The sequence below is a fragment of the Bacillus sp. WC2503 genome (assembly GCF_052682895.1).
In genome coordinates, this window is the sequence record NZ_JBQYMD010000001.1 from 4,243,362 (window position 1) to 4,258,588 (window position 15,227).

Below are 15,227 nucleotides of genomic sequence, written 5' to 3' on the forward strand. Positions count from 1 at the left end.
TTAAACTCCCCTTCGTATACGTACGTATTTATTATAGCAAAATTACGATTGGAAAGAAGTTAAATCATATATTCGTCCTTTGTTGCCAGTGTAGGGAAGATTTAGTGTGTGGAGAATTCTGTTTACAACCATACCCGACGAAACATGGAGAAACTCTTTCAAATTACCGTTTGTACATGTCGTACTAATGAGCAATGCATAATCTCGTATAGCATCCTCATGTGCCACTTTTGAAAAATCTTTACAACTTGTACAACACCAACCCTTCTTCACTTTAACCATTGGAATAACTAAGCATTTCTCACATTGTACTCCCTTTAACAACTCCTCTTTTTCTATTTTATATTGCTCAAGTATATTTTGTTGAAGTGGAGAATGCTCCGTTATTATTTGATGAATGAGCCTATCTACATTATCTATAACTTTTCTTTTATATTTACTTTCAAACCACTTTATTTTATGAGGTAAATTTGCACTATGAATAATTGTATGAAGAAGATTGTCATCTGAAGATTTTATAATGGTACGAGGCGAGCTAATAACAACAAGGGACTCAATTGGAAGACTAGAAGAAAATCCATGTAAGCTTAACCATCTCTTTATTTGTATTTCTTGCCTTTTTATTTGTAAAACCGGATCTGGAAATCCCTCTGAATTTCCTTCTGTTATTCGGATAAGTTGATTAAACTTTGTATCAAATATTAATGTACCTGCTATATTTTTTATCTCAAGAAAAAGAAGAAACTTTGTGGAAAGGATAATAGTATCAATTTGAAAGTATTTATCATAATTAGATAAGCGAATATCATGTAAAATACTATACTCTTTCTCAGAAATAAAACTAAGTGGATAATCAATCGATTGCTCCCCTTTATATCCCGCCATGTGTTTTGCCAAGTTTTCTCCAATTAAATTTCGTTTCGGATGATGTACAGGTAACCTTCTAAGAAGTGCTTCTAACTGCCTTATATAAATCGGCATTTTTCTTTCTTTCACAATCACCTCAAACACCCCTTTACAAATATATCAACGATTTTTTCAATATATCTATCATAACTCACAATATATCAACGATTTTTCCAATATATCTATCATAACTCACAATATATCAACGATTTTTCCAATATATCTATCACAACTCACAATATATCAACGATTTTTCCAATATATCGATTGGTCGACAATATCCGACACTACCTCACTCCAATCACTCACAGCATATCCTAGAAAAACACCTTCAGCAAAAACTTAAAATCGCATTTCCGCATAAAAAAACATAACCTGCTCCTCTAGCAAAGTTATGGTTTTTACCTTATAATGCCACTCTACCTATAACTTTACCGTGAATTCCACAAAATCCATTTGTACTTATACCAACTTTCACTTTTTTCACACTGAAACTATATACCTCAAAATCGTTTCATAATGTTATTACTTCAGCATAGCTACAATTTATATAATAACGGTACAGTACAAATAACGTGCTGAATCACTAAGTATGGGGGAATAACGATGAACGAAGCATTACTATTAGTCGACATACAAAATGATTACTTTAAAGGCGGCAATATGGAATTACATCTACCTGAAAAAGCCATCCAAAAAGCGAAAGAAGTATTGAGAGTGTTTCGTGAAAAACATAAAACAATTATTCATGTACAACATATTGCGAACAATGAAGGAGCTACCTTCTTCCTCCCCGAGACAGTAGGTGCTCAAATTCATGATGATGTACAACCGATCGCTAATGAAAGAGTCATACAAAAACACCACCCTAACAGTTTTTTAAGAACAAATTTATTACAAACATTAAAAGAAGAGAAAATAGACCAACTAGTCATTTGCGGTATGATGACTCATGTATGTATTGATGCAACAGTACGGGCTGCCAGTGATTTAGGATTTCAATGTATTGTAATTGAAGATGCTTGTACAACAAAAGATTTAGAATTCCAAGGAAATCTAATCCCAGCAGTACACGCTCATCAATCGTTCATGAGCGCATTAGAGTTTGGTGATATTTACGCAAAAGTCATGTCAGCAAGCTGTTTTATAAATAAAAACAAATAAAGAATTACAGTTCCATATGAAAAAAGAAAGGATAAATATCTTATTCTTTCTTTTTTTCCATTGTCTTAATGACAGTATTTATACGATAATCACCATAATGTAAAACATCTGCAAGCGTCTCTTCTAATTGCTGATGCGAAGATGTGTGAAGAATCATGATATAACACCCATCGCCACTTATACGATACATTTCAGTGATTACGTCTGTTTTTTCGAAAAAACTTTGAATTTGATTATGATAATGTGGTGCATGCAAAAATAGCGTAACAAACGTCATAATGGATCCTTCCAGCTTAGCTCTGTCGATATCTATCGTATATTTTTGAATGACACCTGCCTCTTCTAATTTGTTAATTCGTTTTCCAACGGCTTGGCCAGTCAAATGTACTATCTCTCCAATTTCCCTCCAGTTCATTCTAGCGTTTTCTTGTAGTAACTGTATAATTTTAAAATCTGTTGAATCAAACATGGACATCCCCTTCCTATATGAAGCGACTTCTATAAAATCTTCATTTCCCATACAGTTCAGCTCAAAAATTTTGCACTACAATCGATTAACTCTATTAGGAATTACATTATTGTTAACGGCTTTCCTTCTTCTTTACAATGTATTTTTTTGATTACTCGTAGGCATCAGAAACAACTTTGGTAAATATTCGAAAGATCCCTGCTGCAAACTAGCGATTGCTTTTTTATAAATATGAAAATTTTTTAGGAATTAGTTTATCTTTTTTTAATGTTTTATTTAGAGGGAGTTTATACTCTGAGATTAACATAATAAACGTAGCAACTAAGTTCATTGATTCAACCTAAATCTTTTCATATAACAAAGATTCAGAAGGATGAACTACTACTATAATCACAAACCGCACTACTTAAAACCATGTGAATAACATGAAAATCATAAAATGAGGAGACGATAAAAAATGAACAAAAAAACGAAAGCACTATCATCAATACTGCTCGGATTCACATTAGCATTAACAGGGTGTGCTGGTACTAAAGCCGAAGAAAATCATGGTAAACAAAAACAAGAACAAGCTGCTAAAGAGACGAAAAAGGAAAACAAGTTAACGAAAGGCCAAAAAATGGCTAACATTCTTAGCGATACTAATTGGCAAGGTACAAGAGTATATGACAAAGATAAGAATGACTTAACAAAAGAGAATGCAAACTTCATTGGTCTTGCAAAATATGATGCGAAGTCCGGCAGATATGAATTCTTTGATGCTAAGACAGGTGCAAGTCGTGGCGATAAAGGAACTTTCTTTGTCACAAATGATGGGAAGAAGAGAATATTAATTTCAGAATCAATGAAGTATCAAGCTGTTGTTGACATGACAAAACTAAATAAAAATGTATTTACTTATAAACGAATGGGGAAAGACGCTAACGGTAAAGATGTAGAAGTTTTCGTTGAACATGTTCCATATAAAGAAAAAGAACTTTCTTTCACTGATCCGGACAAGCAACTGAACACTACTACAGGCGATATTGTTAAAAATGTTGATGGAGATAAAATTTTAGGCGGCACCCTTTGGCATGGAACAAAGGTATTAGATGAAGCTGGTAATGATGTAACACAGTTTAATTCTAATTTTATAAGTCTAGCAAAATTTGATGACAAGTCTAATAAATACGAGTTTTTCAATAGCGAAACAGGTCAAAGCCGCGGTGACTATGGTTACTTCGATGTTGTACACGAAAATAAAATAAGAGCTCATGTATCAATTGGAAATAATAAATATGGTGCGGCTCTTGAACTTACTGAACTGAACAATAAGAAATTTACGTATAAAAGAACTGGTAAAGACCAATCTGGTAAAGACATAACTATATTCGTTGAACATGAACCTTATAAAGGTGATGTTAAACCACAATTTAGTTTTTAATTAGTTTGATTAAAAATCCTGTACTGAACTACAGGATTTTTCTTATGAGTCTACTTTTTATATTCGAAACATGAATTAGCTGTAAAATGAAATAGGATCATGCCCTCAAATAAGTAATAATAGAACCCCCTGTTGCATACAGCGCAGGGGTTTTGATGTTAAAAAATTCCCCTTCACTAGTCAAAGGCAAATAATGAAAAAAGAAAAATCAGATGTAAAATAATCAATAATTATTAAAAACAAATAAAAGGAGTATCTCTTATTTAATAAGAGATACTCCTTTTATTTTTGGAAACATGTCTTAGCCACAAGCAAAAGGAACCATAAACTTACATAAAGTTTATTTTAACTTCCCTATTGATAGGTTAACACGGTAATTCCCATACTTTAATAGTCGTCCTAGAAAGTTATCCAATTCTTCATTGGAAGCAAAATGTGTTTTTAATAAATAACATCCGTCACCACTTATACGATGTACTTCAGAAATCCCTTCTTCTCCTTGAAAGAAATTCATAAACTCTTGATGGTTAGCTGTTGTTACGAACAAAGTAACAAACGCAGTCACTACTTGTCCTAATTTGATTCGGTTTATTGCGATTGTGTATTGCTCAATAATCCCTAAATCCTCTAACCTTCGAATTCGATTTCCTACCGCCTGTCCCGTCATATGTATTTTTTGACCAAGTTCTTTCCATTGTATTCTTGAGTTTTCTCCTAATAATTTCAGTATCTCAAAATCTGTTTGATCAATGATATAAACCAATCCTTTCACCGTGAAAGTAGAAAGCCAGAAAGTGTTTCGCCAGCTTATTCTGCTTATCGATACAATTCACTATACTTAGTTTATCCTCTTACATCACATTGTTTATCAGTTATATTCACTTATAACATAGAGGACGCAACAAAAAATACATCTAGATTTAAAGGAGGTTACAAATATGTTATTACAAGAAATCCTATCGTTCAATGAACAATTTGTAGAAAATAAGGAATACGCTCCTTTTGAAGCGACAAAAATGCCTAAAAAACGTATGGTTGTTGTTTCTTGCATGGATGCTCGTTTAATTGAGCTACTTCCAAAAGCTTTAGATATACACGATGGTGATGCAAAAGTTATCAGAAATGCAGGTGGTAAAATTGCTTCTCCTTTCGATAGCGTTATGCAAAGTGTTATAGCATCAGTATATGATCTAAATGCAGATGAAATCTTTCTTATCGGACACCATAAATGTGGTGCAAGCCAAACTAATCCAAAAGGAACACTTCAAAAAATATTAGATCGTGGAGTAGCTTCATCCGAAATTTTATCAGCAATTGAATATGCTGGTGTTGATCTTGAAAATTGGTTATTTGGATTCGATGATGTCTGCGACTCAACTCAAGCTAATGTTGATTTAGTAAGAAATCATCCACTTATTCCAAAAGATGTTCCTGTACATGGTTTAGTCATTGATCCCCACACAGGTAAATTAGATTTAGTAGTTGATGGATATAAAACATTAAATGGTATGAAAAATTAATTATTACTCAAATGAAGGGAAGTTATTAAGTATGAATAGACAAGAAGCTACACAAAAAATTATGGAAGCAAAAATTGCAAAAGGTTTAACATGGGAAGAAATTTCAAAAGTAAGCGAAAACTCCGAGACTTGGGTTGTAACAGCATTATTAGGACAAGCTACAATGACACGTCCGGAAGCAGAAAAAATCGGTAAACTATTAGAATTAGATGAGGAAGTGGTTCAGGCATTAACAGTAGTTCCACTTAGAGGTCAAGTAATGCAAATGCCTCCTACTGACCCAATCTTATATCGATTATATGAAATGATGTTACAATACGCACCAACTCTTAGAGAATTAATCTTAGAAAAAGCTGGCGAAGGTGTAATGAGTGCAATTAACTTCAATCTAGGTGTGAATACACAAGAAGATCCAAAAGGTGGCGATCCTCGTATCGTTATTACACTTAACGGTAAATTCTTACCATTCCGTACATGGTAATTAATTTTAAATCTATATATAAAATTAAAATAATTTTATAGATTTACAAAATCCATCCTTTTTAATCTAACTGTATAGAAAGGATGGATTTTTACTATGAGATTCTTTTTCGACAAAGGAGAATAATATGAACAAAAAATACTTTAATACGAGCTTTAGTATTCTACAGTGGTTTGTGTTTCTATTAGCAAATGCAATTGCATTGCCTATCATTATTGGTGGCATATTTCATTTATCAATAGAAGATATCTCAACATTAATGCAGCGAACTTTTTTAGTCGTGGGAGTAAGTTCATTTATACAAGCATGGTTTGGGCATCGCTATCCCATAGCAGATGGTCCAGCAGGTTCATGGGTAAGTATATTTGTCATACTGGGACAAGTATCTATGCATCAGGGACAAAGTGCAAAAGACGTGTTGCAAATTTTAGAAGGCGGGTTAATTATTGCAGGTATATTACTCTTCGTACTTGGTATAACAGGGCTTGTACATCGAATCTTACGTTTATTTACCCCTTTAGTTACAGGAACTTTTCTTTTAATCTTAGCACTTCAGCTTAGTGGTGTGTTACTAAAAGGAATGATGGGATTACAAGGATCTGTAACTCATCCTGATTATACAACAACTACTATTGCACTCTTTGTTTTTACCATGATTACCTTCTTATCAATTAAAGGGAAAGGCTGGATGAAAAGTTACGCTGTGTTACTTGCCATTTCATTTGGTTGGCTTTTGTATGCTTTATTAGAAAAATCGTCTCATATGCCTTCACACACACCGTTAGTTAAGTTACCACAGATATTTGCTTGGGGCATGCCTAGATTCGATATTGGAATGACTCTAACTGCAATTTTATTTACATTTCTTTTAGTTGCAAATACGATTGCTGCTATTTCGGCTGTAAAACAAGTGGCTCCATTATCTAAAGAAAATGAAAAGCAAACACTGAACCGTGGTATATGGGTCGGAGGTATATCACATATTATCTCGTCGTTGTTTTCTACAATTGGAATTGTACCATTACCTGCATCAGCTGGATTTATTCAACTAACAGGACAAAGAAAAGTGAAGTCATTCCTTATAGCAAGTCTCATATTAGCAGGAATTTCTTTTATCCCCTCAATTGTAAGCTTTATATCCTTACTTCCAGGCCCTATTGCTAATGCTGCACTTTTAGCAACATTTGTCCAAGTAATAGGCATTTCATTTCAATCGATTTTACGTGAAGAATTAAATCAACGCCGATTAACTATATTAGGAATTACATTATTAATCAGTTTAGGAATAATGTTCCTTCCAGAAGGTGCATTTAGCGGTATTCCTTCTTCCTTACAATATGTTTTAAGTAACGGATTACTCGTAGGCACTATGATCAGTATTCTGCTAGAACAGTTTTGGAAAGAGTAAAGGGTTTATACAATGCAATAATACTCCTTGCTCAGTCCTAACAAAAAGGGATCACACCAGACGGTTGATCCCTTTTGTTTTATAATAATCTCTCTTATTTTCCTACAATATCTTTTGCTTATAAAGCTTTATGTTAACACAGCTATTGGTTAGCTTGTCCTGACATATTATGAATTTCCGTTCAATTTATCTAAGATACTCTTATCTATTTTTGTTTGATCCACTTTAGCTATTTTAGAAACAATCCCACGGCGATCTTCCCAATCAATCAAATAATATTGATTTTTTTCCAATTTATTTTGCACGGAAATTTTCAGTTTTCTTTCTTCCCCTTTTTTATCGTACACCTTCTCATCGTAAACATGATACGTAAGAATTTCTCCATTACTCAATTTTTCGTTTTCTACTGTAGAATCAGTCATTACCTTTACATAATATTCTTTAGTTGAATAGTACCCATTACCTGATTTCAGATAGTAGAAAGCACCTCCTATTATAGCTAATAACACAAAAATCCTAATGATCCATTTCATATGATAATACCTAACCTTTCTATCCTACTTGTAAAATTTATATTCATTCACATATAAATCTTCCTTACTTTAAGTATGCTTTATCTAAAAAGAGGGTACAATCCAGTTTCCTTACACCCACATTACACTTTTGTAATCCTATCATTTTGGATTAAAACATTTTTATCATTTTACAAAGCAAGCATAATTTTTTCGCAAACAAAAGAACCATACCCCTGCCAACCTGGAAAAGTTATAGTTCTTATCATATAAAATTGTAATTTGAATATTATTGCCGTAAACGCCAATCTCACAGGATTATTTGCATAAGGTGTTCAGCAATTTTGTCTCCACTTATCTTTTTATTTTTTTCTTTTCTACCAGGGCTGCCGCCCACATTTTAACGAAAATATACGCTAAGGATTATCTTGCAGCGTAACAAGCTACTTCTCCCTTACATGTAGACACACTATACCGAATCTTAACTACATCACAACTTCTTATATGAGAACGGACGAAACCTACTTTGTCTAACACAATTGTGTTAGCTTATGAGTGGATAACCAAACCAGAATATAATGATTCCCTTACATTCGCCGTCCTAGTGTTCAACACGTCGCAGGACTGGGAGTAATGACATATCTGTGGAGCTATTACCAACAGCCAGAAAAATTAAGAGTTATCATGATGGGCGATCGCATAAAAAAAGCTGCTGCCCATAAAATACAGACAGCAACTTCAACTAGAGTAGCTAGCATAATTTACGCAAGCTACAGTATACATTTTGTAACTAATAAACAGCGATTGGCCCATAAGGACCCTTGATAATTTCTATTTTTGTTTCAAAAATATCTGTCAAAAGTGTTGGATCCATTACCTCTTCTACTGTTCCAAAAGCAGCAATTTGACCATCTTTCATAGCACAAATTTTGTCAGAGTACTTAGCCGCAAAATTTATATCATGCATAACTGTCAAAATTGTTCTTCCAAATTCATTAGCTGCACGTCTCAAATGCTCCATCATTTGAACAGAACGAGCAACATCAAGGTTGTTCAGAGGCTCGTCCAAAAGTACATATTCCGTCTCTTGGCACAATACCATCGCTACATATGCCCTTTGTCTTTGACCACCAGAAAGTTCATCTAAATATCTATTCTCTAAATTAGTTAAATCCAAAAAATCGATATATTTAGAAATAATAGATTCATCCTCTTTCGTTAATCTTCCTTTTGAATAAGGAAAGCGCCCAAATCCAACTAGTTGTCTAACAGTAAGCCTAGTTACAAAATGATTTTCTTGTCGCAATATAGTCAAAACTTTTGCTAAGTCTTTTGATTTGGATTCAGAAACATCCATATTTGCTACTTGAATGTGACCTTCATCCATATCTAAGAGTCTTCCAATCATCAAAAGTGTCGTGGACTTTCCAGCGCCATTTGGTCCAATTAAAGAAGTAAAGCCTGCTTTTGGTATTTCAATATCCAAAGGTCCTATTTTTACCTTATCACTATAGAACTTTTTAACGTTATCAATTTTTATCATAAAGCCCTCTTCCTTAAAACTATAGTTAAGAATATGATTCCACCAAATAATTCAATAATAACTGAAACTACACCTTGAGCATGGAATACATGATACATTAAAAAGTATGCACTCGTCATTATCAAAAATCCTATTGCAAAAGCCATTGGAAAAATATATCTATGATCATAAGTTGACGCCGCCTGATAACTCAAAGTTGCTACTAAAAAGCCATAGAAAGTAAGTGGCCCAATTAGAGCTGTTGAGATGGACATTAAAATAGCTACTAATACAAGCGTATAAATTACACTAGGTTGATATTTAACCCCGAAAGAAGTAGCAACATCCTTTCCTAGTGACAAAACATTCAAATTCTTAGAATGAGCAAAAATTAATACTGCTACAATTATGATCATAGGAATTACAATAGGAAAATATACAGGATCTGCATGATTAACAGAACCAAATAATCTTGCTTGTAAAATATCAAATTCTGAAGGCGCAAGTAGTTTTCTCATAAAAGTTGACACAGAATTTAGCCCGGTACCAATAATAATTCCAACTAAAAGCATAAGTTGTAAATTCCCGTATTTACCGGAAAGTAACCATCCATAAAGTATCAAACTCATGAAGACCATAACAACAACTTGGAATAAAAATGATCCAATTCCATTAAAATTTATTAACGCACTAGCACCAAAGAAGAATACTGTACTCGTTTGAATTGCTGAATAAAGTGATTCGAAACCTAAAAGTGAAGGAGTAATAATTTTATTATTCGTAATAGATTGGAAAGCAACTGTCGACAAGCTATGGCAAACCGCAGCAATAATCATTGCAACAATAGCTACTATCCTTCTCTTAACAACTGGGATAAAAGATGGTGAATCTATCGGAACTGGATTGTTATAAACTAAAAGTCCATATGAAGAAAGGAGACCTAAACCAATCAATGTTATCAGTAAAATCCAATAACGTCTTGCTTCCTTCTTAGAACGAAAAGCGCTAGCTGATCTACTTTCATTATGAAGGCTAGAATCGATTTCGACATTTTCTTTATTTCTATATTCTAATGTGATCATCGTAGCCTCCTTGGTTTTCTCTGTCTCAATAAAATAGTAATAAATACGACTGCTCCCACTGTTGCAAGTATTAAAGAAACAGGTAATTCAAAAGGCTGTATAATTGTTCGAGAAATGATGTCACAGGCAGTTATTGACCCCATTCCGATCACACAAACCCAAGGTAAATTACTCCTAAGATCATCACCTCTAAACATTGAAACGATATTTGGCACAATTAATCCTAAGAAAGGTAAGTGTCCAATAACAGCTGCAACAATTCCAACTGCAACAGAGATAAGACCAGTCCCAAAAAGAACAATTCTATTGTAATTAACTCCAAGGCTTGTTGCGACATCTTCTCCTAGTCCAGCTAAAGTCAATCTATTAGCATACATAAAAATAAGAAAAGTAATGATAACAATCAGCCATAAATATTCATATCTTCCCACCTGAATGTTAGCAAATGAACCTACGAACCAAGTTTCAATACTTTGTGTCTTTTGAAAAAGGAGTCCCAAAAAAGTAGACACTGCAGAAATAACTGCTCCAAGCATCAATCCAATAATCGGGACAATTAAAGACGAACGAAGTTTAACTCTTCTTAAAAATAAAAAGAAAATCATAGTTCCTATAAAAGAAAAAATGATTGCACCAGTCATTCTTTGCACTAAAGTCGGGGCAGGGAATAATAAATATACAAAAAGCAGGCCTAAGCCTGACCATTCAATAGTCCCCGTTGTAGTAGGTTCAACAAAACGATTCTGTGTAATAAGTTGCATGACGAGCCCTGCCATCGCCATTGCAGCTCCAGTAAGCATTAATGCAACTGTTCTCGGAACACGAGTTATGAAAAACATCTCCATTCCGTCCTCTTGTCCACGTATATCATAAACTCCAGTAAACAGTGATATAATCCCTAAAATTATAACAACTATAATCGCTATTATAAAAGATTTTGTCCATAATTTATTGTGATTATAAAACTGGGGTTGAGAAATATTCTCAACCCTAGAAATTATATTTTTTGACACTGTTTCGTACTCCTTTACACTACTTAGCTAAAGTTTTTGCAAGATTTCCAAACAACTCTATATAAGTCTGAATTGATTCATTTGTGTAAGTATCTTCTGGTGCATAAACAACTTGTTTTTTAGAAACAGCAGTTGTGTTTTGAAGAGCTGGTGATTTAGAAATAACATCCTTAGCAGGTGTTGAAGTAGCTGCATCAGATGTTGCAGCATCACGATCTAATACGAAAAGCCAATCAGGATTTGTTTGTGCAATAGCTTCAACAGAAACGTCATCACCTTTATGACCTGCAGTAGAATTTGAAACTTCTAGTGCTGGAACCCAACCGAAAATTTCATACATTGGTCCCCAAACACGACCAGAATGTGGAGCAGCAAAACCAATATTCCCACCAGTAACGATAACACTCATAACTTTATCTTTCCCGTTATAAGCAGATTTTGCAGTTTCAATAGATTTATCAAAATCAGCCACTAATTTTTTAGCTTCTTTATCTTTATCAAAGATTTTCCCTAAAGTAATTGTAGAATCTTTAAGTCCTTTTACTAAGTTTTTCCCAGGCGTAGTAGATTTCTCAGAAACATCAAAATTAAGATCAATAACAGCTGCTTTTGGCACTAATTTTTTGATCTCTTCGTAATGATCAGCAAATCTTTGACCAACGATTACAAGGTCAGGGTTTGCAGCTGCAATAATTTCTAGATTTGGTTCACGGTGATTCCCAATATTTTGAACTTTTTCATCCTTTTTATATGCTGAATCAGCAGGCATGATATCCTTTGGAGCAGCCGCTAATTTAATTCCCCAATCAGATAAAGTTTCAAAAGTTCTGTTATCCAAAGCAACTACATTCTTTGGGTTTACAGGGACTTTAACAGTTCCATGAGCATCAGTGATTTCAACCGTTTTTGGCTTATCACTACCATTATCTTTATTATTAGCCTTCGAAGTTTCTTTACTTGAATCTGAGCAAGCTACTAACATTAAAGTGAAAACTGCTAGAATACTCACTAATTTTAAAAGCATAGATTTTTTCATATGTATACTCCTTATAGTGTGATTTATTTCGAAAATGATGACATCCATAGATTGAATTAGAAGGTAACTTTTATTCAATTGAATCGCTATTGATAATCATTTTCATTTGAACATCCTGTTAATTAGTATAGTCATTAATTCTGTGAAAATCTTGTGAATGGTGTGAATTCATAAAATCAGGCATAAAAAGTAATATGTGACGTCAGGCGTGTTGATTAACCATGATTTCCTCTACAAAACACGCTCATTAATAGCTAATATTTTCATAATCCATTTTTTTACGTCTTTTAATACTTCTAAGAAACTATTTGATTATCACATTTAATAAAAAAACGAGTAAAACGGAATGAAATAGTTTTACTCGTTTTTTATTATCTTATTTTTATCAGTCAATCATTGAATAGCCTCTGCCATGTATCGTTTGAATATATCTGTCTTTCTTCTCGCACTTTAACTTTTTTCTTACATACCCAATATATAAATCTACTACATTTGGATTTACTACTACGTTATATCCCCAAACTTGATTCAAAAGCATCTCACGGCTCAATATTGTGTTTTTGTTTTTAATTAAAAATACAAGTAAATCATACTCGCGCTTAGTAAGTGAGAGATTTTCGCCACCTTTTTTCACAATATTGCTAGATGCATCAACAAAGAGATCTTTAAACTGAAAAAAATTCATCTCATTTTGCTGGATATAGTCACTTCTCCTTAAAATTGCTTGAACCCTTGCTACTAATTCTTCTTTCACAAATGGTTTTCTTATATAATCATCTGCTCCTGCTTGTAGCCCTGCTATGCAATCCTTACTAGAAATATTGTCGGTCACAATAATGATCGGTGTCGTTTTAACAAGTCGTATTTGTCTGCAAATTTCTGGTCCCGATATACTTAATGAGTCCCAATCCAATATGATAATATCCCAATCTTGTTCATATATTATATTTAAACCTTGGTTTTCATTGTGAAGTTTTAAAATGAAATAGCCTTCTTGCGTTAGACCGCTTACAATTTTCTTTGCTGAAGACCGTTCATTTTTAATCACCAACACCTGCTTCACCGATGGTTCACCTCTACTTCAATATAACTTATTTAGATAAAAAATTATCCCCAAAAAACAATTTAAGATTTATAAATTTAAAACCCCTAATTAATCCACTAAAACAGTTTATTAGGAGAACTCTATATAATCTTACAATAGGTATGGATAAAAACACAAAACATATGAAGATTCAAATAAAGCGAAGTGTTAATTAAATAGAGATGTTCATCCCCCACTGCTTATGAGTCCTCACCAATCAGGCTTTTACTGGATAAAATTGTGATAGTTAAGGGATAACACACAAGATGCATTGATGATGTAATTGAAAGAACCAAGAAATTAGATACATTCTATTTTTAGAACCATAACTTTGCCACAAACAAAAAGAACCATAACCTCGCCAACCTGGCAAAATTATGGTTCATATCACAAAAATAAAAAAACCACCAAATATGTATTGGTGGAGACGGTGGGAGTCGAACCCACGTCCAAAAATATCGGCACTTAAGCTTCTACGAGTGTAGTCGATATATTAGCATTTCGCAAACTCTTCGGCCTATCGACAGGCTTCCAAGTTGCTAGTCTGATTGTTCTCTTCCTTCGCCCTCAGACGGCGAACTCCGGCGTAGTCCACTTAGTTTGAGTCCCTTACCCTACCACATGGACGATGGAGGGAGGAACCTTTAGTGCAATTAAGCAGCTAAAGAAAGATTGTTTTGTTTGCCAATTATAGGCTTTGACGTTTTAACGAGGCCGATCCCCTCGACTCGCAACCTAAGCTCGAACTATCCCTGTCGAATCCGTAACGTCCCCATGATAAAAATGGAGCATACGAAGAAAATATCGTGATAGCTACTAAGAGCTGTTTTTCAATGTGCAATAACCTTACATAAGTTATTATATCATACGCGCGCCGTTTTACAAATGTAAATATCTGTATTACATCTTTTGGCGATCACGGAACACGCGTGCAATTTCACGTTTCGCTTCTTTCTCTTTTAAATCATGACGTTTATCATATTGTTTCTTACCTTTTGCTAAACCAAGTGCCATCTTTGCAAATCCATTTTTCAAATAGATTCTAAGTGGAACTAATGCGTAACCTGTTTCTTTTGCAGCTCCCGCTAGTTTATCAATTTCTTTTTTATGAAGAAGTAATTTTCTCGTGCGAAGCGGATCATGGTTGAAACGATTCCCTTGCTCGTACGTATTAATATGCATATTATGAACCCATACTTCACCATTATGTATACGTGCAAACGCATCTTTCAAGTTCACGCGACCAGCGCGAATCGACTTAATTTCCGTTCCTTGAAGGACAAGCCCTGCTTCGTATGTTTCTTCGATGAAATAATCATGAAATGCTTTTTTATTTTGTGCAATAACCTTACCTGTACCTTTTGGCATATAACGTCCCTCCTCTATTTTTACTATTGTAACAAATGTAAACAAAAAGCGAAAGTGGCTCGTTCAGAATGTGAGGTGGATGGAGCTTCTGACCTTGAGGCGCCCTTTGCCTCTGGGGAAGAAGCGAAGTCGCCAAACATTCTAGCCACTGTAGCTGGATTACACAAAAAGCGAAAGTAGCTCGCTCAGAATCTTTGGACATTGGAACTCCCGACAGAGAAGCGCTTTTTGCTTCGTTC

General features: G+C 34.0%; 15 protein-coding genes and 1 other RNA gene. 5 read left to right on the plus strand and 11 right to left on the minus strand.

The annotated features are described in order from the left end of the window. Nucleotides 1–42: 42 nt before the first annotated feature. The gene (locus ACUN26_RS21995; protein ID WP_002093062.1) at nt 43–996 is read right to left on the minus strand and encodes a nuclease-related domain-containing protein; all 954 of its coding nucleotides are present in this window, start codon (nt 994–996) and stop codon (nt 43–45) included. 516 nt (nt 997–1,512) lie between these two features. Between ACUN26_RS21995 and ACUN26_RS22000 the strand changes: the two genes are divergently transcribed. After that, nucleotides 1,513–2,070, plus strand: coding sequence for a cysteine hydrolase family protein (locus ACUN26_RS22000; RefSeq protein WP_001001101.1), 558 nt, complete (start codon nt 1,513–1,515; stop codon nt 2,068–2,070). A gap of 40 nt (nt 2,071–2,110) precedes the next feature. Here ACUN26_RS22000 and ACUN26_RS22005 read toward each other — a convergent pair whose 3' ends face one another. Then, complete coding sequence (locus ACUN26_RS22005) at nt 2,111–2,545, minus strand: Lrp/AsnC family transcriptional regulator (RefSeq protein WP_033657330.1); 435 nt, start codon at nt 2,543–2,545, stop codon at nt 2,111–2,113. Between the two features lie 451 nt (nt 2,546–2,996). Between ACUN26_RS22005 and ACUN26_RS22010 the strand changes: the two genes are divergently transcribed. Beyond that, nucleotides 2,997–3,962, plus strand: coding sequence for a DUF4822 domain-containing protein (locus ACUN26_RS22010; protein ID WP_001036594.1), 966 nt, complete (start codon nt 2,997–2,999; stop codon nt 3,960–3,962). Nucleotides 3,963–4,302: 340 nt separating this feature from the next. Here ACUN26_RS22010 and ACUN26_RS22015 read toward each other — a convergent pair whose 3' ends face one another. Continuing rightward, nucleotides 4,303–4,734: an Lrp/AsnC family transcriptional regulator gene (locus ACUN26_RS22015; protein WP_002039967.1), complete on the minus strand. Its 432-nt coding sequence runs from the start codon at nt 4,732–4,734 to the stop codon at nt 4,303–4,305. Between the two features lie 166 nt (nt 4,735–4,900). On the opposite strand from ACUN26_RS22015, the gene ACUN26_RS22020 reads away from it, so the two are divergent. From ACUN26_RS22020 to ACUN26_RS22030, 3 genes are all read left to right on the plus strand, one after another. After that, a complete protein-coding gene (locus ACUN26_RS22020) occupies nt 4,901–5,482 on the plus strand; it encodes a beta-class carbonic anhydrase (protein WP_000926486.1) in 582 nt (193 codons plus the stop codon). Between the two features lie 31 nt (nt 5,483–5,513). Then, nucleotides 5,514–5,963, plus strand: a complete 450-nt coding sequence (gene cynS / locus ACUN26_RS22025) for a cyanase (protein ID WP_001081568.1) — start codon at nt 5,514–5,516, stop codon at nt 5,961–5,963. A 127-nt stretch (nt 5,964–6,090) separates the two neighbouring features. Further along, nucleotides 6,091–7,371 (plus strand): purine/pyrimidine permease, encoded by a 1,281-nt coding sequence (locus tag ACUN26_RS22030; RefSeq protein WP_001037032.1) that lies wholly within the window; start codon nt 6,091–6,093, stop codon nt 7,369–7,371. Between the two features lie 167 nt (nt 7,372–7,538). Here the strand turns inward: ACUN26_RS22030 and ACUN26_RS22035 are convergent, their stop codons facing one another. From ACUN26_RS22035 to smpB, 8 genes are all read right to left on the minus strand, one after another. After that, nucleotides 7,539–7,904, minus strand: coding sequence for a YxeA family protein (locus ACUN26_RS22035; RefSeq protein ID WP_000871137.1), 366 nt, complete (start codon nt 7,902–7,904; stop codon nt 7,539–7,541). Nucleotides 7,905–8,673: 769 nt separating this feature from the next. Then, on the minus strand, nt 8,674–9,426 hold the full coding sequence (locus ACUN26_RS22040; protein ID WP_000590045.1) for an iron ABC transporter ATP-binding protein: 753 nt from the start codon (nt 9,424–9,426) through the stop codon (nt 8,674–8,676). Beyond that, nucleotides 9,423–10,487, minus strand: a complete 1,065-nt coding sequence (locus tag ACUN26_RS22045; RefSeq protein ID WP_000631251.1) for an iron chelate uptake ABC transporter family permease subunit — start codon at nt 10,485–10,487, stop codon at nt 9,423–9,425. Before ACUN26_RS22045 ends, ACUN26_RS22040 begins: the two co-directional genes overlap by 4 nt. Next, nucleotides 10,484–11,500 (minus strand): ABC transporter permease, encoded by a 1,017-nt coding sequence (locus tag ACUN26_RS22050; RefSeq protein WP_000041828.1) that lies wholly within the window; start codon nt 11,498–11,500, stop codon nt 10,484–10,486. Before ACUN26_RS22050 ends, ACUN26_RS22045 begins: the two co-directional genes overlap by 4 nt. A 19-nt stretch (nt 11,501–11,519) precedes the next feature. Then, complete coding sequence (locus ACUN26_RS22055; RefSeq protein ID WP_000749444.1) at nt 11,520–12,536, minus strand: siderophore ABC transporter substrate-binding protein; 1,017 nt, start codon at nt 12,534–12,536, stop codon at nt 11,520–11,522. A gap of 385 nt (nt 12,537–12,921) precedes the next feature. Further along, entirely contained in the window at nt 12,922–13,599 is a 678-nt protein-coding gene (locus ACUN26_RS22060; RefSeq protein WP_000815822.1) for a response regulator transcription factor, read from the minus strand. Between the two features lie 440 nt (nt 13,600–14,039). After that, nucleotides 14,040–14,394, minus strand: a transfer-messenger RNA (tmRNA) gene (gene ssrA / locus ACUN26_RS22065). A 126-nt stretch (nt 14,395–14,520) separates the two neighbouring features. After that, the gene (gene smpB, locus ACUN26_RS22070; RefSeq protein WP_001123917.1) at nt 14,521–14,988 is read right to left on the minus strand and encodes an SsrA-binding protein; all 468 of its coding nucleotides are present in this window, start codon (nt 14,986–14,988) and stop codon (nt 14,521–14,523) included. Nucleotides 14,989–15,227 lie beyond the last annotated feature (239 nt).

Coding starts and splice junctions, on each gene's coding strand:
- ACUN26_RS22035 (WP_000871137.1), bottom strand. CDS start 7,904: ATGAAATGGATCATTAGGATTTTTGTGTTATTAGCTATAATAGGAGGT.
- ACUN26_RS22005 (WP_033657330.1), bottom strand. CDS start 2,545: ATGTCCATGTTTGATTCAACAGATTTTAAAATTATACAGTTACTACAA.
- ACUN26_RS22045 (WP_000631251.1), bottom strand. CDS start 10,487: ATGATCACATTAGAATATAGAAATAAAGAAAATGTCGAAATCGATTCT.
- ACUN26_RS22000 (WP_001001101.1), top strand. CDS start 1,513: ATGAACGAAGCATTACTATTAGTCGACATACAAAATGATTACTTTAAA.
- cynS (WP_001081568.1), top strand. CDS start 5,514: ATGAATAGACAAGAAGCTACACAAAAAATTATGGAAGCAAAAATTGCA.
- ACUN26_RS22030 (WP_001037032.1), top strand. CDS start 6,091: ATGAACAAAAAATACTTTAATACGAGCTTTAGTATTCTACAGTGGTTT.
- ACUN26_RS22020 (WP_000926486.1), top strand. CDS start 4,901: ATGTTATTACAAGAAATCCTATCGTTCAATGAACAATTTGTAGAAAAT.
- ACUN26_RS22040 (WP_000590045.1), bottom strand. CDS start 9,426: ATGATAAAAATTGATAACGTTAAAAAGTTCTATAGTGATAAGGTAAAA.
- smpB (WP_001123917.1), bottom strand. CDS start 14,988: ATGCCAAAAGGTACAGGTAAGGTTATTGCACAAAATAAAAAAGCATTT.
- ACUN26_RS22010 (WP_001036594.1), top strand. CDS start 2,997: ATGAACAAAAAAACGAAAGCACTATCATCAATACTGCTCGGATTCACA.
- ACUN26_RS22055 (WP_000749444.1), bottom strand. CDS start 12,536: ATGAAAAAATCTATGCTTTTAAAATTAGTGAGTATTCTAGCAGTTTTC.